The organism is Shouchella clausii, assembly GCF_002250115.1.
GTDB lineage: Bacteria > Bacillota > Bacilli > Bacillales > Bacillaceae_D > Shouchella > Shouchella clausii.
Window position 1 is genome coordinate 274,110 of record NZ_CP019985.1, and the last position, 22,401, is coordinate 296,510.

20 protein-coding genes, 1 pseudogene and 1 riboswitch are annotated in these 22,401 nt (G+C 40.4%); of the genes and pseudogenes, 8 read left to right on the forward strand and 13 right to left on the reverse strand.

All coding sequences use genetic code 11. From position 1 onward, the window contains the following. Positions 1 to 68: 68 nt before the first annotated feature. Positions 69 to 311 (reverse strand): hypothetical protein, encoded by a 243-nt coding sequence (locus BC8716_RS01255; RefSeq protein ID WP_094423609.1) that lies wholly within the window; start codon positions 309 to 311, stop codon positions 69 to 71. Between the two features lie 181 nt (positions 312 to 492). Then, positions 493 to 1,794, reverse strand: coding sequence for an NCS2 family permease (locus BC8716_RS01260; RefSeq protein ID WP_094423610.1), 1,302 nt, complete (start codon positions 1,792 to 1,794; stop codon positions 493 to 495). Between the two features lie 76 nt (positions 1,795 to 1,870). Continuing rightward, positions 1,871 to 1,972, reverse strand: a riboswitch (purine riboswitch). Between the two features lie 150 nt (positions 1,973 to 2,122). Between BC8716_RS01260 and BC8716_RS01265 the strand changes: the two genes are divergently transcribed. Beyond that, positions 2,123 to 2,506 (forward strand): hypothetical protein, encoded by a 384-nt coding sequence (locus BC8716_RS01265; protein ID WP_094423611.1) that lies wholly within the window; start codon positions 2,123 to 2,125, stop codon positions 2,504 to 2,506. 58 nt (positions 2,507 to 2,564) lie between these two features. On the opposite strand, the gene BC8716_RS01270 is transcribed toward BC8716_RS01265, so the two are convergent. The 6 genes from BC8716_RS01270 to dhaK form a co-directional block, all read right to left on the reverse strand. Continuing rightward, positions 2,565 to 3,485 (reverse strand): phosphotransferase family protein, encoded by a 921-nt coding sequence (locus tag BC8716_RS01270; protein ID WP_094423612.1) that lies wholly within the window; start codon positions 3,483 to 3,485, stop codon positions 2,565 to 2,567. 42 nt (positions 3,486 to 3,527) lie between these two features. Then, a complete protein-coding gene (locus BC8716_RS01275) occupies positions 3,528 to 4,775 on the reverse strand; it encodes an MFS transporter (protein WP_094423613.1) in 1,248 nt (415 codons plus the stop codon). Between the two features lie 109 nt (positions 4,776 to 4,884). Continuing rightward, positions 4,885 to 5,076 carry a YfhD family protein gene (locus BC8716_RS01280; protein WP_245850026.1) on the reverse strand — a complete coding sequence of 64 codons (192 nt, stop codon included), beginning with the start codon at positions 5,074 to 5,076 and terminating at the stop codon, positions 4,885 to 4,887. Between the two features lie 110 nt (positions 5,077 to 5,186). Next, entirely contained in the window at positions 5,187 to 5,576 is a 390-nt protein-coding gene (gene dhaM / locus BC8716_RS01285; protein ID WP_094423614.1) for a dihydroxyacetone kinase phosphoryl donor subunit DhaM, read from the reverse strand. A gap of 3 nt (positions 5,577 to 5,579) precedes the next feature. Beyond that, positions 5,580 to 6,194, reverse strand: coding sequence for a dihydroxyacetone kinase subunit DhaL (gene dhaL / locus BC8716_RS01290; protein WP_094423615.1), 615 nt, complete (start codon positions 6,192 to 6,194; stop codon positions 5,580 to 5,582). 52 nt (positions 6,195 to 6,246) lie between these two features. Further along, positions 6,247 to 7,224 (reverse strand): dihydroxyacetone kinase subunit DhaK, encoded by a 978-nt coding sequence (gene dhaK / locus BC8716_RS01295; protein ID WP_094423616.1) that lies wholly within the window; start codon positions 7,222 to 7,224, stop codon positions 6,247 to 6,249. Between the two features lie 246 nt (positions 7,225 to 7,470). Between dhaK and BC8716_RS01300 the strand changes: the two genes are divergently transcribed. The 3 genes from BC8716_RS01300 to BC8716_RS01310 all read left to right on the forward strand — a co-directional run bounded on the left by BC8716_RS01300 (position 7,471) and on the right by BC8716_RS01310 (position 10,094). Next, positions 7,471 to 7,995 (forward strand): ClbS/DfsB family four-helix bundle protein, encoded by a 525-nt coding sequence (locus tag BC8716_RS01300; protein ID WP_094423617.1) that lies wholly within the window; start codon positions 7,471 to 7,473, stop codon positions 7,993 to 7,995. A 429-nt stretch (positions 7,996 to 8,424) separates the two neighbouring features. Continuing rightward, the gene (locus BC8716_RS01305; protein WP_094423618.1) at positions 8,425 to 8,886 is read left to right on the forward strand and encodes a MarR family transcriptional regulator; all 462 of its coding nucleotides are present in this window, start codon (positions 8,425 to 8,427) and stop codon (positions 8,884 to 8,886) included. A gap of 278 nt (positions 8,887 to 9,164) precedes the next feature. Next, positions 9,165 to 10,094, forward strand: coding sequence for an MFS transporter (locus tag BC8716_RS01310; protein WP_257252159.1), 930 nt, complete (start codon positions 9,165 to 9,167; stop codon positions 10,092 to 10,094). Between the two features lie 294 nt (positions 10,095 to 10,388). Here the strand turns inward: BC8716_RS01310 and BC8716_RS22675 are convergent. The 4 genes and pseudogenes from BC8716_RS22675 to BC8716_RS01325 form a co-directional block, all read right to left on the reverse strand. Further along, a pseudogene (locus BC8716_RS22675) lies at positions 10,389 to 10,537 on the reverse strand (IS256 family transposase); the annotation flags it as partial. 42 nt (positions 10,538 to 10,579) lie between these two features. Further along, positions 10,580 to 13,570, reverse strand: coding sequence for a type I restriction endonuclease subunit R (locus BC8716_RS01315; RefSeq protein WP_094423619.1), 2,991 nt, complete (start codon positions 13,568 to 13,570; stop codon positions 10,580 to 10,582). Positions 13,571 to 13,576: 6 nt separating this feature from the next. Next, positions 13,577 to 14,911, reverse strand: a complete 1,335-nt coding sequence (locus BC8716_RS01320) for a restriction endonuclease subunit S (RefSeq protein ID WP_094423620.1) — start codon at positions 14,909 to 14,911, stop codon at positions 13,577 to 13,579. After that, positions 14,908 to 16,920, reverse strand: a complete 2,013-nt coding sequence (locus BC8716_RS01325; protein WP_094423621.1) for a type I restriction-modification system subunit M — start codon at positions 16,918 to 16,920, stop codon at positions 14,908 to 14,910. The genes BC8716_RS01320 and BC8716_RS01325 overlap by 4 nt, the downstream gene beginning before the upstream one ends. Before the next feature lie 411 nt (positions 16,921 to 17,331). Here BC8716_RS01325 and BC8716_RS01330 point away from each other — a divergent pair, with 411 nt between their 5' ends. From BC8716_RS01330 to BC8716_RS01340, 3 genes are all read left to right on the forward strand, one after another. Then, positions 17,332 to 18,396 carry an ABC transporter permease gene (locus tag BC8716_RS01330; protein WP_094423622.1) on the forward strand — a complete coding sequence of 355 codons (1,065 nt, stop codon included), beginning with the start codon at positions 17,332 to 17,334 and terminating at the stop codon, positions 18,394 to 18,396. Positions 18,397 to 18,406: 10 nt separating this feature from the next. Then, the gene (locus BC8716_RS01335) at positions 18,407 to 19,075 is read left to right on the forward strand and encodes an ABC transporter ATP-binding protein (protein WP_094423623.1); all 669 of its coding nucleotides are present in this window, start codon (positions 18,407 to 18,409) and stop codon (positions 19,073 to 19,075) included. Between the two features lie 117 nt (positions 19,076 to 19,192). Continuing rightward, positions 19,193 to 19,738: a TetR/AcrR family transcriptional regulator gene (locus BC8716_RS01340; protein ID WP_094423624.1), complete on the forward strand. Its 546-nt coding sequence runs from the start codon at positions 19,193 to 19,195 to the stop codon at positions 19,736 to 19,738. A 342-nt stretch (positions 19,739 to 20,080) separates the two neighbouring features. Here the strand turns inward: BC8716_RS01340 and BC8716_RS01345 are convergent, their stop codons facing one another. Next, positions 20,081 to 20,446 (reverse strand): DUF1516 family protein, encoded by a 366-nt coding sequence (locus BC8716_RS01345; RefSeq protein ID WP_157730323.1) that lies wholly within the window; start codon positions 20,444 to 20,446, stop codon positions 20,081 to 20,083. A 391-nt stretch (positions 20,447 to 20,837) separates the two neighbouring features. Here BC8716_RS01345 and BC8716_RS01350 point away from each other — a divergent pair, with 391 nt between their 5' ends. Further along, positions 20,838 to 22,109, forward strand: coding sequence for an IS110 family RNA-guided transposase (locus BC8716_RS01350; protein WP_063609918.1), 1,272 nt, complete (start codon positions 20,838 to 20,840; stop codon positions 22,107 to 22,109). The last annotated feature ends 292 nt before the right edge of the window (positions 22,110 to 22,401 follow it).

Sequence of the window (22,401 nt, forward strand, 5' to 3'; positions counted from 1 at the left end):
TCGACACTGTCTGAATGGACGTTGGAACGAAGACAAAATCGTACCAATGGCTGGCCATTGGTACGCGTTTATTTGATCATTTTTAAATCGGCGGCAAAAAAAGCGGCAAAAAGGGATGACAACAAAATTGTGCCGAACGTTAAGGCTTTACGAGTGCCATGGCTAACTATTTCTATAAGCACGACACCACTTATTAACAAGCAAAAAACACTGGCCAAATAATTGGACTTTATTGTGTGGCTAGCAAATACAGCGACAATAAAAGCAATGACACTTATCGAGGCAATGATCAGTATTCCTATAGTAGCCACTAATACATCATTCCTTTAAAGTTGGGTACCTAAAAGCAAACAATACTGTCGCAGTTAACAATAACAATGGAAAAACGATCACTCAACCATTTAGACGACAAATATAGAATTTATTCGGCTAAACCTTTTTACATCGTTGGTTCACAAAAAAAGCCGGCAACAGAGCGCCAGCTTTTTTTGCTTATTGATGTAGAAAACCTAAATAGACGATAAACACGACAAACAGTAAATACATAAGCGGGTGAAGTTCTTTTCCTCGCCCTTTTACCAACATTGTAATCGGGTAAAGTACAAACCCAAGCGCAATCCCAGTGGCAATGCTGTACGTAAGCGGCATGGTGATAACTGTGAAGAAGACAGGGATCGCTATCTCCATTTTGTTCCAATCGATAAAACGCAATGATGTCGCCATCATGACGCCAACGATAATTAAGGCCGGAGCAGTCACATGGCCTGTAATGATGCTAAGCAACGGCGAGAAAAACAGAGCGACGACAAACAGCAATCCAGTAAAAATAGCCGTTAGCCCTGTGCGTCCTCCAACAGCAACGCCTGATGTGGATTCGACGTAAGCAGTTGTTGTCGATGTTCCGAGCAATGAGCCAATTGTCGTAGCGCTCGCATCGGCAAACAACGCTCTGCCAGCACGTGGAAGTCTGTTGTTCTTTACAAAGCCTGCTTGTGTGGCAACGGCAAATAAAGTGCCTGCTGTATCAAAAAAGACAACAAATAAGAGCGTTAACACGACACCAACCATTTGCACAGTAAACACTTCATTTTGCCAATCTACTTGGAATGCTTGTAAAAACGTCGGTGCGATGCTTGGCGGGGCGCTAACGACGCCTGTTAATGTCGTAAAGCCAGTAATGACACCGACGATTGCAGTAATCGCCAATCCATAGAACACCGCGCCCTTAAAGCCGAGGACGACAAAAATAATCGTAACGACAATCCCAAAAACAGCCAGCAAAGGGCCAGGAGCTGACAAATCGCCAAGCGCCACAAAGGTGGCAGGGTCGCTTACGATAATCTCTGCATTTTTAAAGCCAATAAAGGCAATAAACAACCCAATCCCTGCACCGGCTGCGTATTTTAATTCTTCTGGAATAGCATCAATGATTTTTTCACGGATTTTAAAAACGGTGATGCCAAGGAAAATGACACCTGAGAAAAACACGGCAAGAAGCGCAGCCTGCCAAGATAAGCCCATGCCAATGACCGCAGAAAAAGCAAAAAAGGCATTCAGCCCCATTCCAGGCGCAAGGGCGATTGGGTAATTGGCGACGAGCCCCATAATGATAGAACCCGTCATTGCCGCAAGCGCTGTGGCAACAAAGACTGCGCCAACGTCCATTCCCGCTGCCCCCAGAATATCGGGATTGACAAACAAGATGTACGCCATCGCAAGAAACGTGGTAAACCCAGCTAGCAGTTCTTGCTTAACAGACGTCCCATTCTCTGTAAGCTTAAAAAAACGATCCATCTTTTTTCTTCCTCCTAACGCAAAATAACCCCAGGGATTTTCTACCTGAGGCTGACACAAACGGCGCAACGGTGTTGCGCTCCATTTATCATGCCGTAGTCAAGCCATTTACGGTGGCTCGGTAGAAACGTGCAGGCCTTATTCCTGCAATTATACGGGTATTTTCCTATTGGACATTGTTAGTGTAGCAATGGTTGGGAAACGTGTCAATATAAAAAAACGAACAATGGGAAGTATAGATGGCCCATTATTCGTCTTCGACTCTGTTGGCTTCATTTATAAAATCTAGTATACTAACAACACAATTTAATGAGGAGGATTGACATCAATGTATGCCTGTAAAGTCACTTGCAGGACAACGCTTTACCACGATTTCGGCAATGGCACTCCTAACCTCGCCTCTACAAAAGCGCTGTTCCATGCCCATTATCAAAACCCTGTGTCTGATTGCCTCCGTGTTATTGATCTCTCAAACTATAAACATTGGAAAAACCAATTCAATGAAGTCGCGGCCACTGCACTCGTAGAAGTGCTTGTCCCCTATGAGCGTCATGTTGATTTTATCGAAGACTACGAATCACTGGCTTGCCGCCTCTCACGCCGCCTTCTCCCTATTAAAGGGGCAGCGATACAAGTTATTGAAAGCGAATGGCTCACTCCCTATCGTAGCGAAGGGTTTTATCGAGAAAGCAAGTCTAAAAAGAATATCTAGTAGAGGGCACACCCATGGCATATGTAGATTTTCATAAAAATGAGTAAGGAGGTGGCAGCTAAAAAGGCATGCCTGCCTTTTGCCGATACCAACTAGGGATGATTTCCGTAAAATCATGATGATCATTCACCACGTCAAGAGAGTAGGCCAATAGCGTGTCATACTGTTGTTCGCTAGTCCGCTTTCCCCAAACGATGGCAGACACTACATGCATGGCGCTATACAGGGCATAAAGTTGCCAAAAACGCTCTCCTGGTTTTTCACCGTTATGGTAGCCATCAATGGCACCAATGGAAAAGGGAATGCTCACTCGAACGGAAAAAAAGCCAAGTTTTTGTAAGTCATGAAGTGGATCGCCAAAGTCGAAGCGGCCAAAATCAACCAAACCGACAAAACGGTTACGATCAATAATCATATTCGCCGGATGAAAATCATCGTGTTGGAAACGATTCGGACGCCCTATTAGCAACCATTCATTTTCTCCAATATAGCCTGTTAACAACTGTTTAAGGGCAGGGTCAAGCTCTTCTATTTTTTCTAGCGCTGACAAATAGCGGTCGCTCTTTTGTTTTTTGGCTATTTCCCAAGAAGGCCAGTCCTGATCCGCTTGTATTTCATGCAACTTAGCCAGCTCCTGCCCCGCCACAAAACCGATTTGGTATTGCTCCTGTTCAGACAGCGCCGGCAGTGCTTCTTCACCATCTTTTCCTGGCATGTAAGTCAGCACCATATACGCTTTGCTATCAGCTGGCAAGTGGCCAAATGCCAATGCCTTGGGGACGAAATCAGAATGGGCGGCACATGTTTGAACCAGTTCAAATTCTTTTTTACGCCTGTCTGCTTCCGTTAACGGAAATAGCCGGACTAGATAGGTTTCATCAAGTACATATTTTTCATCATTGGAAAACCCTTTGACGAGCTGGCGGATAGACTTAGCCCCAGCGACGTACGGAATTCCTTCTAAAGTGTTTTTAAACAAATGACCGCCTCCCTTTCTAAACGAAAACAACTTAGCAATGACCTACCGTGCTTGTTGCCCCGTTTGCTCGTTTGTTGTTTGATCTTCAAAAAATGGTCGATTGCCTGGTCGGAAAACGGAAATCGCAAATAAACAGGCGAGGACAGCCATCGCAAGGGCGAGCACCACAATGGTTAGCCGTAATGAAAACCAATCAGCCATCACGCCCACCGCTAAAATAAAAAGAATTTGAAAAATGCTTTGGCCTAATTGCATTATGCTTGTAACTCGCCCCATCATCTTTACTGGAATGTGGTTTTGATAAAAAGTGGCCATTCCGGCGTTCACAAACACGTTAAACAAGCCGAGGACGATAAAGCCAGCGGCAATGGACCAAAACGACCAAGAAAACGCGTACATAAGGTAACCTGCTGTCATTAAAATGAGCCCACTGCCAATCATATGCCGCAACGGAATATGATTGGCAAACAGTGCCAAAACGGCCGCACCAACAATCGAACCGATCCCGGTAATACTAACAAGCAAACTATATTCAACTTGCGATAAACCAACAACTTGCTGTGTAAAGACAACTTCTTGCGTATCCATGGCAAACGAAAACAACATAACTAGCAAAAAAACAACGTAAATGAATGTAATATATTGGTGGTTTCGCAAAAACGCTGCGACAGCAGTAAAATCTTTAGCGACTTGTGCAACTGTTAATTTTGGAACCGTTGCTTGGTTGATTTTCTCTCCCTTTGGCAATAGTGCAAGGAAAATAGCGGCAACGACAAAAAACAAAGCATTTGCCCAAAGTGTCCAGGAAATAGAGGTTGCTAGAATCATAGCGCCGCCAATCGCAGGACCGACAATAAACGCACTCGATGAACAAAACGAGCGAATGGCGTTAAAGCGCTTCCGCTTTTCAACAGGAACGAGCATTGTCGTATACGTCATCGAAGCTGGCGTAAAAAAAGATTGAGCCACACTTAAACAAACAAGAATCAAATAAATAATAACGATGTTGGGAGCGAAAGGAAGCAAAGCAATAAAAGCGGCCCTAAGTCCGTATGTCACCATCATCACTGCTCGTTTGCTTCGGTAATCAATAAAACTTCCCGTCCAAAATTTTGTGCAGATGTTCACAATTGGGCTAATAATCCACAACCCGGCTACGGCGGCAGCCGAACCAGTCATGTCAAAGACAATAATATTAATCACCACTAAATAAACAAAATCACCAATGTTGGCAATACCGATCGAAGCAAGCAAAATCGCTAACTTGCGCCACTCTTTTTTCTTTTCCATCCTTTCCCCCCTGCTTTGCCCTCTATAGGAAAGAATACCGAAGAAAGAACATTCACGCAACCATCTTTTTACAAACAAAAGCCAACCCGAATAGGTTGGCTAATATGCGTTATGCTTGGTTATCAGGGTTGGCGCGTCTGTCAGCAGCAGCAGCCCGTTGTTGAGCCTCTATATCGTCTTGGTCCGCGAGTTCAGCGGAATATTCTTCGTCAATTCCATCACTTACGATTTCCTGTTTTGGCGTTTGCGACAGTTTAGCTTTGTCTTTATGTTTATTATTACGAGACTGTCCTCTTGTCACTTCAACATCACCCCTTTGTTCCATTAACATTTCCGTTCAAATTGCTTTCTATGCATGTCTAAATAGAAACACAAGAGTGACCGCTCGTTTTTGCAGAAATGACAGTTGGTTCACTCCCCTTTCTGGTAGCTGCTTTCTGCATTCCTTTTTACTTCTTCGATCCCTTTTCCAAGCCCTGCATGAATCGTCGCCACATATCCTCCTTCGATTAAAGGTGCGTCGCTAATCATGATCGTTCGGTTCGGCTCGAACTCTTGTGCCATTTCCGCATTCATTTTCGCACTTCCTATATCGTAGAAAACCAAAATATCGTGATCACTTGGTATGCCGTCTATAACTGTGCGAATTCGTTCGATGCTTGTGCCGATCTCTCCGTCTTCCAACCCGCCGCAAGCATAAATACCAACATCACGGTTTGCTTGTTGCATCAATGCTTGGGCGCCGTCCGCCAGTGCTTTCACATGAGAAATAAGCAAAATCGCTACACGTCTGTCTGCCATACGTCACTCGCTTCCCTTCATTGTGTTGCATAGCGTTTTAAACAAATAATAGCTTGAGACTGCCCCAGGATCGATATGGCCTACTGACTGCTCGCCTAAAATCGCGCCTCGGCCACGTTTGACGACCATATCCTTCGTTGCTTCCATGCCTTCTCTAGCAGACGATTCCAACTGGTTCCAATCCATACCGGTTTCCCTAGCTTCATTCGCCACCGTGGACCAAACATCAAGAAGTGTCCCTTCTCCCGGGGCTGCCTTTCCCCGCTGGGCAATGCCTTCAGCTGCTTGTTTGAGAGCAACCACCATCGTCTCATCATCAAGTGTCTGTTTTCCTTTGCATGCAGCGGACATACGTAAAAACGCGGTACCGTATAAAGGTCCTGACGCTCCTCCTACTTTTGAAATGAGAATGGTTGCGACTTTTTGCAGCAATGCCGCCGGTTCATCCTCCTCTTTTATGTTTGGCAGCTCGGCAAGCACTGCTTGAAAGCCACGATGCATGTTAATGCCATGATCTCCATCCCCTAATGCTTGGTCTAATTTCGACAATTCGTCTCTGTTGTCAGCAATAACAGCCGCCAGTTCTGTTAACCATTGTTTAAGCTGTGTTGTATTCATACCGGTTCCTCCTCTGTTAAAATGATCGGCCATTTTTTCAAAAACGAGTTGCTTACGACTGCCATTGCACAGTCCTCGCTTCTGCTTGTAAGTAAGGCGCTAACTCTTCATCGACAACAAACAACGTCAAGGAAATGCCTGCCATATCAAGGCTTGTCATATAATCCCCTACATAGGTGGAATGTATTTTATAGGACTGCTTGTCTAGTTCAGCTAGCACGTCGCGAGCAAAACTGTACTGCTCTACTAACGGCGTGCTGCCCATGCCGTTAATAAGGACAGCTAGTGGATCAGAGCCAGGCAATTCAGCAGCCACTTTCGACACGAGCAGTTGGGCAATTTCTTGCGATGGAGCGACTTTTTCTCGATACATCCCTCTTTCACCATGTATGCCAATGCCGACTTCCATCTCGTCTTCTGCCAAAGCAAAGCTAGGTTGGTCAACGCCAGGCAATGAACAAGGCGTTAAAGCCAGACTCATGCTGCGGATACGGCTTATTGCTTTTTCAACGACTTCCTTTACTTTCGGTAAACTAGCGCCCGTTTCTGCACAAGCTCCTGCAATTTTATGGACAAGAACCGTGCCAGCGATGCCACGCCGTTGTGCTGGATCAGCCACAGCTACATCATCGTTAACGACAACCATTTCTGTCTGAATACCTTGTGCCTCAGCCATTTCCATCGCCATCTCTGCATTCATTCGATCGCCGTTGTAATTTTTTATGACAAGAAGCACACCTTTTCCTTGGTTGGCTGCTTCAATCGCCGCTAAAAATTGATCAGCCCCTGGCGAAGTAAAGACTTCACCGCATACGGCAGCATCGAGCATCCCGTAACCAACATAACCTGCATGGGCAGGCTCATGGCCACTGCCCCCTCCGCTAATAACGCCGACTTTATCCGTTTTTGGCTGCTTACGGACAACCACATTGCTATTTGGAAGGCGTTTCAATTGACTCGTATGAACAGCAGTAAACCCATCTAGAAAATCGGACACTAACTGATTCGGATCGTTCAACAATTTTTTCATTTTTATATTCCCCTCTCCTTTATGAACAAATCGATGCTTATCATATAATTATTCGCATACATCTATATTCCCTGCCGCGCCAATCAGTAATCAAATGATCTGTGACAGTTTTTCTAATTACTTAATTTCGAAATGCCTTAAAGATCTCAGCGAACAATAATATCAACATTTGTTTCACATTTTTAAGAGTCGTTTAATTGTATAATCTGTATATAAGCAAAAACGATTAGGAAAGGATGATGACAACTGAGCAACTACGCGAATAAACAAGCTTTGATTGATGAAATAATGAAAAGAGCAACGTTATTCATGAATGAATTTGATGCTATTGATGATCTTGATAAAGATGTGTTCGTAAAAGAAGTTGACCGAACGCCAGCCCAGATGATTGCCTACCAATTAGGCTGGATCAATTTAATTCTCTCATGGGAACAAGATAATCAGGATGGAAAGTTTGTCATGACGCCAACAGAAGATTATAAATGGAATAATCTTGGTGGCCTTTATCAACGTTTTTACGACAAATACGCAGCGTGTTCCCTTGAAACATTGATTGACCTGTTTCAACAAGATGTTTATAAAATCATTCAATTAGTTGAGAGCTATAGCGACCAAGAATTATTTGAACCAGGTGGTAGACAATGGGCGACTTCTACGCCAGCCAATTGGCCCATTTGGAAATGGATTCATATCAATACAGTGGCTCCATTTAAAAGCTTTCGAACGAAAATTAGAAAGTGGAAAAAGATGAAAGGGCTAGGAACAAAGTAACCGAAATATCTAAAAATAGTTATTCAAAAAGTGTAGTTTTTTATGATTACTATTTGATTCAAGATTCGCTGTACCTATTTAAACATGTATTAATATTGAGACCTTAAAAACGGATTGGCTTAGGATAGACATCTATAAAAGTTAATCCGTTTTCATTTTGTGTGCTCATCTCCCATAAAAACACAGTGTTATGAATCATCTCCTATCGATCCCCTTTTAACTCCATTTAATAGTCATCCCCTCCTCCTCTACTTAATGGATTGCTGAACCTTTTCACTTCACCAACGCATACGCCACACCAATATAGTAAACCGATTAACTAATAACAAAAAAAATATTTTCACACATTTTTAAGGGTTGAATTCTTATTAAAAAAGTCATACAATCAATATTGTTAACCGGTTAATAAAATAAAGATAGGTGAATCAAATGAATAAAAAAGAACAAGCACTCGAAGCACTGGAACAAGTCATTAAAGAAAGAGAAGCCGCTGACAGAAGAAGGAAGGCAATGAAAGGCAGCCAGGAGGAAGCGATTGTTTCTGATTGGACACTGACTCAATTACACATTGTGGCGATTGTAAAAGAACAAGAACGAGCGAATAATACCATGCTCGCAGAACATTTAAACGTATCGAAACCAGCTATTACAAAAGCAGTAAAGAAATTATTGGATCAGCAAATCCTGGAGAAGACACAACTAGCAGATAACAAAAAAGAAGTTTATTACCGTCTAACGAAATCAGGAGAGATGCTCGCCTTTATCCATAGTCAATTGCATGAACAGGCAAGGAATCGCTATATGCGCATCTTTGCTGAATTTAATTCAACAGAATTAGAGACACTTATTCGTTTTTTACATGCTCTTGCAGAAAATATCAAGTCACATTAAAAATGGAAGAAGGAAACGAGGTATGTTACGGCAACAGGCTTATGGAAAAATGCTTATACTATCTTTGTTGAGCATTAGCAGTTTTTTCGCTTCCTTGAATCAAAATATTTATACACCGGTCATTCCCCTTATTCGAGATTCTTTTAACGTGTCGATACATTGGGTAAACTTCACAGTGAGCAGCTTCATTCTGACTATAGCGCTTGTACAAATCTGTTTAGGATCAGTGGTCGATCGAAAAAACCAAAAAAAAGTTATTAATACTAGGTGTTGTCTTAATGGGGATCTCGACGACCATTTGTGCGTTTACAGATGATTTTATGCTCTTTACAATTTGTAGGCTCATTCAAGCGGTTGGTGCTGGAATTATTCCACTGGTAACAATCACTATGATTTCACACGTATTTGAAGGGGAAGAAAGAGGAAACGCAATGGGTACTTATCAAATCGTACTGACTCTTGCCCCAGCGCTTTCTCCAGTACTCGGCGGATTAGTAGGAGAGTACTTTGGTTACGAAGGAATCTTTCTATTTCTTTCGGTTATTTGTGTTATATTGCTTTTGTCTATGATGTACGGACTTCCTGACAGCGGTTATAAAATAGAGTATTCACAAAAGCAAGACCGTTTTTTACAGACGTACCGTTCCGTTTTTTCTAATCGTGTTGTTTTTATGATGATGTTGATAAGCTTCTTTGTATTTTTTATATACTTTGCCATTCTCGTGTTTTTACCGCTATTACTTCGGGATCATTATCACGTTGATTTACAATATATCGGATTATTGTATTTACCTCTAACTGTAAGCATGATTTTAGGCAGTGTGCTCTTTAAAAAGTTACAAAGAAAAATAGCACTAGGTAAGCTGTATAGAGCCACTCTGTTTGTCATGCCAGCGTTGATTATCCTTTTTGGCATACTCCATACGAAAACGATTATCGGTTTAAGCACGTTGTTGTTTTTATATGGCGTCACTATCGGTTTTGCGCCCCCATTGTTTTCGACAATGATCAGTAATAAAATTTCAGAATATAGAGGTGCTGCCTTAGGCTTGTTTAATTTTATCCGTTATTCTGGCATGGCCATCGGTGGTATGTATACAGGATTAAGCCAAGTTCTACCGAGTACATTTATCTTTATTTCTTTAGGCATTTTGCTATTGATTGTTTCTTTTTGCCAGTACCCTCTTTTCATGAGAAAAGGTTTGTGACAGACTGAAGTCTCCTATTTTATTTTCAAGGTTAGAATCGTTGATTTCTTTTTTGTTAGGATAACTTCCCCCTGTATTTTCAAGTACAAGGGAAAGATTAATAGCTCATGCAAACAACCATTTCTTCAAATTATGATGAAGAATTGGTTGTTTATGGTTTGTGGGGCCCATCAAGAATTTTGTGTAAATGAATACCCTAGTCTATGCATATAAACCACTTTTATTATTTTCCTCGTTCAAACAAACACGCTAACTAAATCAGCTCTTGCTAAATCAAATTCAGGAATATAAAAGATTCTCCTCAAGTGATTTTGTTCCTCTTGGATAGACTTTTTTCCATATTGTCACGAAGTCATCAAGCGCGCTTTTTGACCCTCTTGTTTACTGATCGCACGATAGACTCACTTAAAGTCATTACAAACTTCTACCCTAAGACTAACCCTAAAAGATAAAATTTAATTCTTAACTCCGTCCAAACTAAAAGGCTAACTATTCACTTCTCCATAAACTTCATCCATCATTTCTTCCATAATATACGCCTTAAACTCGTCGTTCTCTAAAATCTTCATAAAGAACTCTTGATTGCTGCTCATGCGGTCAATAACGAAGTTCATAAAGGATTTTTCAAAGGCGAATTTGAAGTTTTCTTTTGTGTTGTTTTTTGCTTTTTGGCGAATGTCTTCGTCATTTAACATATCCTCTTTGACTTGCTCACGAGAAAGGAAATCTGTTTCTGTGAATTGCGTGCCAAAACGCTCATTTAACTTTTCTAACACGCTTGATAATCGAACCTTCTCATCCTCAGCTGCACCACCAGTACCATGCTTCTGTGGGTCAAGTTCAACGCCACCCGTTTTTTCCAGCTCGATGCTACCCTCGAATACCTTTTGATTGCGGTAGTATTCCAGTGCGATATCATCTGCTAAATACACATCCTTGTCACCAGAGCCACGGGGTAGTTTGCGCAACAAGTATGTTAAATAAATATATTGCTTGTGTAAACCTACATCGATGAACGTTACAACTTGTAGTACAAAACTATACGTACGAGTAAACTTTGTTGCAGCTTGTTTAAAATCAAGCTGTTCTTCTTCTGAAAGTTTTTTATATCGCTCGGCACCTTTGTCAAGAACCGCATTTAACTCTGTTTGCCCCTTAGTTGACTTCTTCACACCGCCTGCTACTTCAAGCTCATTAACTTTTTGTACCTCATCTTCTGTAAATACTTGATATGGCTCAATTTCAGCCTGCATATCATAAAGAATATTTGGGTCCGTAATTTCAGATAGGCTTGTTGATTCGTAATATGGTTGGAATGAAGCTTTCATATCCTCAGGGTCATTTACAAAATCGAGTACGAATGTGTCCTCTTTACCTGGGCAAGTACGGTTTAAACGAGACAGTGTTTGTACAGCTTTAATACCGCTTAATGGCTTGTCTACATACATTGTGTGCAACAGTGGTTCATCAAATCCAGTTTGATATTTCTCCGCAACAAGTAGCACTTTGTATTCATCAGAGTTAAATTTTTCAGGTAACTCCTTTTCAGAGAACTGATTCATTTCTGACTCGGTATAATTAATCTCACCATCTTTCACAGTACCAGAGAAAGCGACTACCGTTTTTAAATCATCGTAGCCCATTTCATTTATATACTTATCGAATGCCATTTTGTAACGTACTGCATGTAAACGACTCGCTGTTACAACCATTGCCTTTGCACGACCACCAATTTTGCGCTGAACGAAATTGCGATAATGCTCGATAATAATTTCTGTTTTTTGTGTGATGCTATGTGGATGAAGTGACACGTATTGTGCTAGCTTTTTCGTGGCTTGTTTTTTTGATACCTCCGGATCATCGTCTACTGTCTTTGCAATTTTCCAGAACGTTTTATAGGTCGTATAATTTTCAAGTACGTCTAAAATAAAGCCTTCTTCAATCGCTTGCCGCATTGTGTATTGATGGAAGGCCTCTGGTTTACCATCAATACCAACTGTACCAAATTTCTCTAATGTCTTAGGTTTTGGTGTCGCCGTAAAAGCAAAGAACGATACGTTATCTTGCTTACCACTTTTCATGATTGCTTCAACGATTTTTTCATCTATATCATCTAAGTTTTCTTCCGCAATACGGTCTTCCTCATAAGCTGCTTCTAACGTTTTATCCGATAACACATTCGTTAAGGCTGTGGAAGCTTTTCCACCTTGGGATGAGTGAGCCTCATCAATAATGACCGCATACTTTTTACGCTCTAAGCCCGCTACTTTTTCTAAAATGAACGGGAACTTTTGAAGCGTTGTAATAATAATACGTGTCTCATTATTAATGGCACGTGCTAATTGCTCTGAATCTTTATCAATCGGCTCTACCATCCCTGCTTTATGCTCCAGCTGATACACCGCATCTTGCAATTGCTTATCTAACACTCGGCGGTCGGTAATAACGATCACACTACTAAAAATTGATTCATTGTCCTCGTTATGTAGTTTCGCTAAACGGTGCGCAAGCCACGAAATCGAATTCGTCTTGCCCGACCCCGCAGAGTGCTGAATTAAATAATTATGACCAACAAGCTTTTGTGCAACATCTGCTTCTAACTTACGTACAACATCTAACTGATGGAAACGGGGGAAAATGAGCATTTGACGCTCACCTATTGTTTCACCGTTTGAATCTTTAATGTCGTCTTTTTTAATAAAGATGAAGCGGTATAAAATGTCGAGCAAGCTATCAGGTGCTAAAATGTCTTCCCATAAATAGTGCGTACGATAATTGTCACCATTAGTTAACGGATTGCCTTTCCCACCATTATTGCCTTTGTTAAATGGGAGGAAGTATGTTTTGCCTTTATCGAGCTTCGTTGTCATAAATACTTCATCTGGATCAACCGCAAAGTAAACCGCTACTCGCTCATTAAACTTAAATAGTTGCTCACGTGGATCACGGTCATCCTTTAACTGCTTCATCGCATGCTCTACAGTTTGATTCGTTAGGGGATTTTTCAGCTCCATCACAACAAGCGGTAAACCGTTTAAAAACAGCACCATATCTAAGCTGTTGGTGTGCTTATCACTGTAATATACTTGGCGAGCGACATTAAAACGGTTTTTCCCATACTGCTCATTTAATGTTTTATTCATATCCGTAGGTGGCTTATTATACGCAAGTTGTAATGTCACACCACGGTCTTTAATCCCTTTACGTAAACATTCGACCAAGCCTTGACGATGCAGCTGGTCTTTAATACGCTTTAACACTTCTTCTTTATAAGAAGGACCATACAATTTCTCTAACGTGCGCATACGTTTTTCCTGTGTATCTTCTAAAAATGCAAATAGCTCCTCAACATCAATGGCATGCTGTTTAAAAGTAACACTTGTCTCTCCAACAAGCACACGCTTTTTATAGCCATTCGCAATTAATGCTAATTCGATATTCGTTTCGAAACCTTTTTCTGAAGTATCCACTGCCATCACAACTCACCTCGCTAAATCAAGTTCCATATCACGCACATCAATTTTGCCTGTTACTGCTTCGTAAATTAGGGATTGGCGGTATTCTTTTAGTTTATCAATTTGTCCGTTAATTAACTTCTTAATACTTTCAAGCTCTGTACATTTCTCATTTAAAAACTCTACGATTTCATTTTGTTCTGATACAGATGGCCTTGCAAACTTGTAATTAAAAATAAATTCACTCGGAATTCGCTTTAACCCACCAACGCCATACATAGCCGAAACACCTTCTTGTTTAAACGGAGCAGACTGTGCCAAATAAAAATAAAAAGTAATATTTTGCTTAGGCTTTGCTCTAAGAACATGTAATTCAGTAGTACCAAAACCAATACTATTTTCTAAGTTTTGCATAACAGCTATATTTCCATTTTCAAAACAAGGTGTTACCTTCGCCATTACTAAATCATTATTTTTAAAATACGTATATCCTGAATAAACTTCTTCAATATTCTTGGTTATACTAATATCAACTTCATTTGGGCCTAAGATATTTTCCATAGGCAAGAATGTTACTCTAAGTCCTTTTAAAGCATTTACTTCATTTTTACTTGGATTTAAATCTAAAACATTTTTCAAGCGTTTAACTTCCCAATGCTCAGGAATCTCACCAATCCACTCAACACCCGAATCTTTCATTTTCACATTCGGATTTAAACCTTTTGTAACAGCTTCTGTGATAATTGATTGGCGTTGTTTTTCCAAAAGGGTCATCATCTTTTCCTTATTATTAATAACTTCATCAACTAGTTTAATTTTACGGTTTAAAAATAAACTTATTTTTTTTTGTTCTAATCGTGTAGGTAAAGGATAAGAAAAGTTCTCAAATGTTTCTTGATATAAATGTTTAATTGTAGAGCCTGTTTCAAAGAATTTAATATATTTATCAAAGACTTGAGAATTAAGCATCCAATACATAAAATCAACTTCATATTTAGCTGATCTCGTTACAAAAATGCCACTATTTAAAATAGCTTTATCTGGCATATCTCTAACAATAGCTGTTTTACCAATAGTTCCATCTTTAGTGATTAATAAATCATTTTCTTTAAGTTGAATAGGTGGGGCTTCATAATATCTCTCCTTTGAAACATGATGACAGCTTTCCCAATTAATATTTTTTCCAATAAAATCCTTTCCTGTAACTAAATAAGGACCTTCATCGGTGAATTCATCAGATTTTAAACCTTGCCAACCAATTCTACCTTTAACATAAGTTGTATACTTAATTTTTTCAACAGACCAGTTTGCGGGTATTTCTCCTATCCATTCTACTCCTGAATCTTTTAGCTCTCTACTCATCCCATCACCTTCTTCAACTGCTCTGCAATCTCCGCTTCCAATGCACGAATCTCGTCCATAATTTCTGCTGAGCTTCGTAATGCTGTGTATTTGTAGAAATGGCGAGTGAATGGAATTTCGTAGCCAATTTTTGTTTTTGATTCATCAATCCATGCATCTGGTACGTGTGGTAATACTTCACATGCAAAGTATTCTTCAATACTTTCTTTTAATGGTACATTTTCTGTATCACGTAAATCTGTGTCTGGTTCGATATCTGTCTTATTTTTCATGCATACATCAGCTGTTTCATCTTTTTCAGATAGACCAGCTAAAATCGCTTTTAATACAGGTGCACCAATCGTGATGCCCGCTTCTTTCAAGGCATCTGTTACTACTTTCTTGAACTCATTACGATTTTTATATACTGTATCACTTGCTAACGTGCGTAACACATATAAAATTTGCGTTTGCAGCTTCTTACCCTCTTCAATTTCAAAATAACCTGCATCGCCTTTTTTCTTTGAAGTTGCTAAGTTTGCAAAACCTTTTTCCTCTGCAACACGAGTAAGACGCTCTTCATTGACTTGAAAGTTTAAACGTAATGGACGTTCGACTGTAATTTTTGTGTAGCCGAAGTCTACATTATTAAAGATCTTCACGTACTCGTTTGGCTGTGCATCGCCGTATAATCGAACAATCTCGTTAATTTGCTCTTCTGTAATTTCGTTCCGTTTGCTCCCCATCGACTTTTTCATTTTTTTCGAGAAGTCTACGGCATTGACTAACCGTACTTTCCCTTTATGAAGAGGTGCTTTATTGTTCGTTAAAATCCAAATGTACGTTGCAATGCCTGTGTTGTAGAAAAGGTCGTTCGGCAATGCCACAATACCTTCTACTAAGTCGTTTTCGAGCAAGTACTTACGAATTTCGCTTTCACCCGAGCCTGCATCACCTGTAAATAACGGCGAACCATTCATAATGATGGCTAAACGAGAGCCTTGTGGATTTTCAGCTGTGACTGGCTTCATTTTTGACAGTAAGTGCATTAAGAATAGTAGCTGTCCATCACTCGTTCTTGGTGTTCCTGGCCCAAATCGTCCGTTAAAACCTTGTTTCTCATGTTCTTCTTTAATTGGCTTCTCGTACGATTTCCAGTCCACTCCGTAAGGCGGATTTGAAATTAAGTAATCAAATTTATCGTGTGGGAATTGGTCTTTTGATAACGTATTCCCTAAACGAATGTTACGTGCGTCTTCTCCCTTAATCAGCAAATCTGCTTTACAAATCGCATATGATTCAGGATTAATTTCTTGGCCGAAGAACTCTAAGTGTGCTGTTGGGTTTTGACTTAGTAAATACTCTTGTGCTACAGAACCCATACCACCAGTACCAGCTGCACAGTCATACAATGTTTGTGTTAAACCTGGCTTCGTTAAAATGCTTGCATCGTCATGTAAGAATAATAAATGCGTCATTAGACGAATTACTTCGCGTGGCGTATAGTGATCCCCTGCTTCTGCATTTTCATTGAAACGACGAATTAATTCCTCAAATACATAGCCCATCTCAATATTTGACACTGTTTCTGGATGTAAGTCGATTTCACTGAAGCGTTTAATCGTTAAGTACAACAAGTTATTTTGTTCAAGCTTATCGATTTGGCGGTCAAAGTCGAAGTGATCCATAATATCACGAGCTACTTTTGAAAAACCATTTATATAGTCCCGTAAATTATCAGCAATGTTATCTGAATCTGTTAACAGCTTGTTGAAATCATATTTACTTGCGTTGTGGAAGTTTTGCTTTGATACACGATTTAAAATCTGCTCACGAGCATCCTCATTCATTGCCGCAAACTGCTCTGCCTTAGCTAATACTTCCTCTTTTGTGCTCTCTAATACGCAATCAAAACGTCGTAATACTGCTAATGGCAAAATGATTTTACCGTAGTCTTCTGGTTTATATGGTCCGCGTAAAACCTCTGCGATTGACCAAATGAAGCTTACTTTGTCTTGGAAGTTAATCATCTTTATGTACCTCATTTAATAATTTTCTTGGAACCTACCCTCATGTAACTAGATGAAGATAAGTTGAGCAATTTCTCGGATACTTATCTCCTTGTAATAGCTAATAAATTTTTCGCTCATATTACCTTTTGACACCTCATCTATTGATTCATTTAAATAGCTAACATCACCTACAATTATAAGTGTTTGAGTAAGAAATAAATAGTATATAAAACAATTTTACCAAGAATAAGGGCGCGCGCTCTTGGACTTGTCCAATTAAGTATAACCTGTCCACATTCAAGCCTCCAAAAAAGTGTTTTAGGGCTCTTTCCTTTACCCAAATCCTTATACTGCCATTACTGTTGAAGTCCCCTAACAAACATGATACGCTCATTTTATCGGTCGATAAAATCGAGGAGGGGCGTTAAGATGTTTTTAGCAATCAATGAAATGAAGCATTCCAAATTACGCTATGCCTTGGTGATAGGTGTCATGTTCTTGATTGCCTATTTGGTCTTTTTTTTAACGGGATTAGCCTATGGCCTGGCACAGGAAAATCGCATGGTTGTCGATAAATGGAACGCTGATCACATATTATTAGCGGAAGAATCAAATAACAATTTAAACATGTCAATGGTCTCAAAAAATGTATTTGACGACGTTTCCGCTGATGAGAAAGCGATTTTAGCGCAAACTGCCGGTGTGATCACACAAGAAGATGTCGATGAAAAGGTGAATGTTCAGTTTTTTGGCATTGTGCCAGACCAATTTTTAGTCCCGAACATTATTGAGGGAGAAATGTTTTCAAACGATAATGAAACAGTTGCTGATGTGAGCTTAAAAGAGCAATACGGCCTGTCATTAGGAGATCGTATAACATTAGCAGGCAACGAGAAAGAATTGACAATCGTTGGTTTTACAGAAGATGCAAAGTTCACTGTATCGCCAGTTTTATACACGTCAATCAGTGCTAACCAAGAAATTCGTTTTGATCAGCCAGAAACAGTCGATGAGGCGCCTATTAATGCAATTGTGACGAGGGGGCAACTGAATGACACGCCTGATGAGTTAGAAACAGTAAATATCGCCACTTTCATCAATGAACTTCCTGGTTACAGTGCACAAGTACTAACGTTTGGGTTTATGATTGGATTTCTCATTATCATTGCCGCCATTGTTATTGGCATATTTGTTTATGTCCTGACTATGCAAAAGTCGGAAATTTTTGGGGTAATGAAAGCCCAAGGCATTTCTAGTCGATATATATCAACTTCTGTTATTGCGCAAACGTTCTTATTAACAGCATTAGGTGTCATGATAGGCTTGCTGTCAACTTTGGGTACATCCTTGCTGTTGCCAGAAGCGGTGCCTTTCCAAGTAAATATCGAATTTTTCACAGGAATTAGTGGGCTCATCATACTAATCGCTGTTTTAGGTGCTTTTTTCTCAGTAAGAAGCATCGTAAAGATTGATCCATTGAAAGCAATTGGATAGGAGTGAGAACATGGGGGCAATTGAATTTAAACAAGTGAAAAAAACGTTCAAAGATGGTGCTCATACAATTGAAGCGTTAAAGAAAACAGATTTCGCCGTAGCAAAAGGGGAGTTTGTCGCTATTATCGGCCCGTCTGGTTCTGGAAAGAGCACGTTTCTAACGATTGCCGGCGGATTGCAAGCGCCTTCCGAGGGAGAAGTATTGATTAATGGTAAACTTTTTAGCAAAAAGAAAGAACAAGAACGCGCCAAACGAAGATTTAAAGAGATTGGTTTTGTTTTACAATCATCAAACCTTGTGCCATTCTTGACAGTACAACAACAACTACAGCTTGTTGATAAAATCAGCAAAGAAAAAAGAAATCAGACAGCCGACAACCTCTTTACGCAATTAGGCATTGACAAATTGAAAAAGAAATACCCAGAAGAGCTTTCTGGCGGTGAGCGTCAACGAGTCGCCATCGCTCGAGCTTTGTACCACGACCCGACGATCATTTTAGCTGATGAGCCGACCGCAAGCTTGGATACAGAAAAAGCGTATGAAGTTGCTGAGATATTGGCAAAAGAAACGAAAAAAAACAATAAAGCGACGATCATGGTCACCCATGACACACGTTTAATCGATTATTGTGACCGTGTGCTAGTAATGAAAGATGGGACTTTGAAAGAAAACATGTAGCAAGGAAAAAGGGGCACAACTAAGGAAAGGCAATTGTTCGCTGGGCAATTGCCCTTCCTATCACAGCCCCCGTGTTGAAGCAGGTAACATTTAAACTCAATTTCTAGGTGATTAAACATGTATGATAACATTTTAGATGTGGCTGAAAAATTATTTATGCAACAAGGCTATCAGGCTACATCGACGAGACAAATTGCCGATACTTTAGGGATTACTCAGCCCAACTTATACTACTATTTCAAGAAAAAAGAAGAAATTTATTACCATGTCATGCTCCGCTTGGCCACAGAGGTATCTGCAAATTTAGAACGTATGTCTTCAAATAATGAACAGTCTTTTGAAGAGAAAATACGAAATATGGTTTATTATTTGCAGCAACGCCATCCCTTTAATTTGTTTATGATGTTGCATGATATCCAACATACGTTATCGCCAGACATTGCAGACAAATTATTTGTCCTTTGGACCACGTCCTATAAAAAACCGTTTATTGAGCTGCTAAAAGGCAGTAAATTGCATCTAAGAAGCACAATTGATCCAGAATTTGCGGTAAGTCAATTGTTTATCTCGATTTCTTCTTACTTTCATGCCCCGCAGAAAGAGGGGCAAATCGACCGTGCCATTGATCTGTTTTTATATGGAATATGGGATGAAAGTAATTAAAAGTAGCTTAAGGTCTCAACAAATTTTATAGTTAAAAGTACACAAAAACACATAGCAATGAAAAGAGTGTTTAGTAACTTGTAAAAGGGTTCAAACCCTCTCTAGATTGATTAAAGGAGTGAACATTCTCCAATTCTTGCCTGTATTCGTGGAAAAAACTGGACTTGGCTTTATCCACCCTGCTAGCGTTGTTTCTTTGACTTAATCGGTCTTTTAGGCTTGTCTACAGTTCGTACTTTATCTTTATTAGTGTAGAAGTGATCTTTCCCTTGATCATCTCGAAAGCAAGATGATCAAGGGAATATATTAGATCACGCACCCGCACATTGAAATTTGCGAAAGCTAAAAACGAATCATATTGGCTGCAATCCATATAACGAGTATTAAAGCGATAAGAAACTGAATCCAGTACCCTTTTGTAGAAGGACCACTTTCCTTCCTTGCCACCGATTTAGAGAGAATCAATTCCATTGTCCAGATGAGCCATAGTGCTAAAATCCCTTTGATAACGTATAACCATGGAAATTTGAGTACGATTAACATTCCCAGCCCGGAAACGATCATAATCACGTATAACAAGCGCAATAGCATTTGCGTTATTTTTTTGCCCTTAGGTTTTCCTATTTTCAATAAAATAAATGCGAGGAAAAAAAGCAAAATGGTAATGCGCCACAAACCTGCATGTGATTGAAATAATAGGTTCAACATTTTTAACATCTCCTTCTATAATGATCTGCTACTCATTTTTGCAGTGTATACACCCTTCTGCCATTACCGTCATGTTATAAACAACATACTCAATAATGATAATCATTCTCAATAAAAAGATGCAAGAATCCCCTCACTTTTAAAACGCCCACCTGGTAACGAAAGTGCAATGAATGCAGATATCGTTCTTTATACTAGATTTTCAGCTTCTAAACGACATGCACATATTCAAATGCTTGATCAAAGATGTGTGATGTTTACCATGGAGGGAGCATTCCTGTAATGAAGGTTTATGAGGTTTGAAACAAAAAGAGCCCCCTTGGTATGATACGAGGTGTCCAAAGCTGATCAGCGAAAAGGACCCTTAATTGATACCCAAGGAGGACTCGCAATGAATTATACACAAAACCAGAAAATCAAGCAAATCACACCATCCACCTTAATCATTGGCATTGATATCGCCAAAGACAAACATGTAGCCCGCGCTCAGGATGACCGGGGCATCGAGTTTGGGAAACGTCTGATCTTTGAAAACCACATTCATGGCTTTGAACAGCTAATTGTCTGGGCCGAACGATATGCACAAGAGAATGGAAAGAAGACCATCCTTTTCGGGGCAGAACCAACCGGTCACTATTGGAAAAACCTCGCTTATTACCTTGTTGCGAAGCATTACCAGTTCGTTGTCGTCAATCCCATGCACGTGAAAAAAAGCAAAGAGCTTGATGACAATTCACCAACGAAAAATGATACAAAGGACGCTAAAGTGATTGCACAGCTGATTAAAGACGGGCGATACTCCGTACCCAATCTCGTAGAAGGCATTTATGCGGAACTAAGAGAAGGCGCCAAAATAAGAGATCAGCTCGTCGAACAGCTTATGACCACAGAAGGCAGAATCCAAAATCTGATTCAGCGCTACTTCCCGGAATTCTTCGGTGTATTCGGAGACTGGGAAGGAAAAGCCGCCCTTTGTACGCTAAAGTTCTTTCCTTTTCCTTCTGACATTTCTCAGATGACTCCTGAAGAAGTGCTTCAGAAATGGAAGCCCTATGTCCAACGGGGAGTGGGAATCCAACGGGCGACAAAGCTGGTAGAAGCCGCAAAGAAAAGCATTGGTCTTTCCGTCGGCATTCGCTTTGCCAGGCAGGAAATGGGCTGCCTTCTCGACCAATACGAGCTGTTCAAGACCCAACTGGAAGAACTAGATCAGGACCTTGAAGAGGTGGGAAAGACCATTCCAGGAGCTAAAAAAATGATGGCTATTAAAGGGCTGGGAGTCGCTACCGTGACAACCATCCTGGCTGAGACAGGCGATCTGACCAAATACAGCCATCCCCAGCAGTTGATTAATTTAGCAGGGCTGTCTTTACGAGAAAATCGTTCAGGGAAATGGAAAGGACAAACCAAGATAACGAAGCGAGGCCGCAGTAAGCTCAGAAGAGCTTTATACCTTGCCATTCGCCCGCTCGTTGCCCATAATTCCACCTTTAAAGCCCTGCATTCCTATTACACAAAACGCCCTGATAAGCCGTTAAAAAAACAACAGTCATTGATTGCTTTGTGTGGGAAGTTACTGAAAGTTATTTTTGTCATTGGACAGCGTCAGTGTCCATTTGATGGTTCTAAGCTTTTGTGTGGCATCCCTCAGAACCAAGCATGACAGGCTGTATAAACGCTGACTTAACAAAATCATTTGAAGACAAACACCAACAGTGCAGAGCCGGAGCATATTTACCCCATTCGGGCATGGACCCAGTATAGGAGCATATCCGGCCTCCACACCACGGATACGCAGGACGAAGGAATGTATGGACTTTCTAGGGATCCAGAGAGACATGGGAGGGTGAGCGACCGTGAGCTGTGTGGAGAGTTCGACGAAGCACGGTCATACTCTAATTTCCAAACACATCCAGTTTGGGCGTTAGGATGGTCCACGCCCTGTAAAAAATTAA

What these genes read in the sequence shown, in the direction of transcription:
- BC8716_RS01260 (WP_094423610.1), bottom strand. Translation starts at nt 1,794, where the DNA reads ATGGATCGTTTTTTTAAGCTTACAGAGAATGGGACGTCTGTTAAGCAA.
- BC8716_RS01265 (WP_094423611.1), top strand. Translation starts at nt 2,123, where the DNA reads ATGTATGCCTGTAAAGTCACTTGCAGGACAACGCTTTACCACGATTTC.
- BC8716_RS01275 (WP_094423613.1), bottom strand. Translation starts at nt 4,775, where the DNA reads ATGGAAAAGAAAAAAGAGTGGCGCAAGTTAGCGATTTTGCTTGCTTCG.
- dhaM (WP_094423614.1), bottom strand. Translation starts at nt 5,576, where the DNA reads ATGGCAGACAGACGTGTAGCGATTTTGCTTATTTCTCATGTGAAAGCA.
- dhaL (WP_094423615.1), bottom strand. Translation starts at nt 6,194, where the DNA reads ATGAATACAACACAGCTTAAACAATGGTTAACAGAACTGGCGGCTGTT.
- dhaK (WP_094423616.1), bottom strand. Translation starts at nt 7,224, where the DNA reads ATGAAAAAATTGTTGAACGATCCGAATCAGTTAGTGTCCGATTTTCTA.
- BC8716_RS01305 (WP_094423618.1), top strand. Translation starts at nt 8,425, where the DNA reads ATGAATAAAAAAGAACAAGCACTCGAAGCACTGGAACAAGTCATTAAA.
- BC8716_RS01310 (WP_257252159.1), top strand. Translation starts at nt 9,165, where the DNA reads ATGGGGATCTCGACGACCATTTGTGCGTTTACAGATGATTTTATGCTC.
- BC8716_RS01315 (WP_094423619.1), bottom strand. Translation starts at nt 13,570, where the DNA reads ATGGCAGTGGATACTTCAGAAAAAGGTTTCGAAACGAATATCGAATTA.
- BC8716_RS01320 (WP_094423620.1), bottom strand. Translation starts at nt 14,911, where the DNA reads ATGAGTAGAGAGCTAAAAGATTCAGGAGTAGAATGGATAGGAGAAATA.
- BC8716_RS01325 (WP_094423621.1), bottom strand. Translation starts at nt 16,920, where the DNA reads ATGATTAACTTCCAAGACAAAGTAAGCTTCATTTGGTCAATCGCAGAG.
- BC8716_RS01330 (WP_094423622.1), top strand. Translation starts at nt 17,332, where the DNA reads ATGTTTTTAGCAATCAATGAAATGAAGCATTCCAAATTACGCTATGCC.
- BC8716_RS01335 (WP_094423623.1), top strand. Translation starts at nt 18,407, where the DNA reads ATGGGGGCAATTGAATTTAAACAAGTGAAAAAAACGTTCAAAGATGGT.
- BC8716_RS01340 (WP_094423624.1), top strand. Translation starts at nt 19,193, where the DNA reads ATGTATGATAACATTTTAGATGTGGCTGAAAAATTATTTATGCAACAA.
- BC8716_RS01345 (WP_157730323.1), bottom strand. Translation starts at nt 20,446, where the DNA reads ATGTTGAACCTATTATTTCAATCACATGCAGGTTTGTGGCGCATTACC.
- BC8716_RS01350 (WP_063609918.1), top strand. Translation starts at nt 20,838, where the DNA reads ATGAATTATACACAAAACCAGAAAATCAAGCAAATCACACCATCCACC.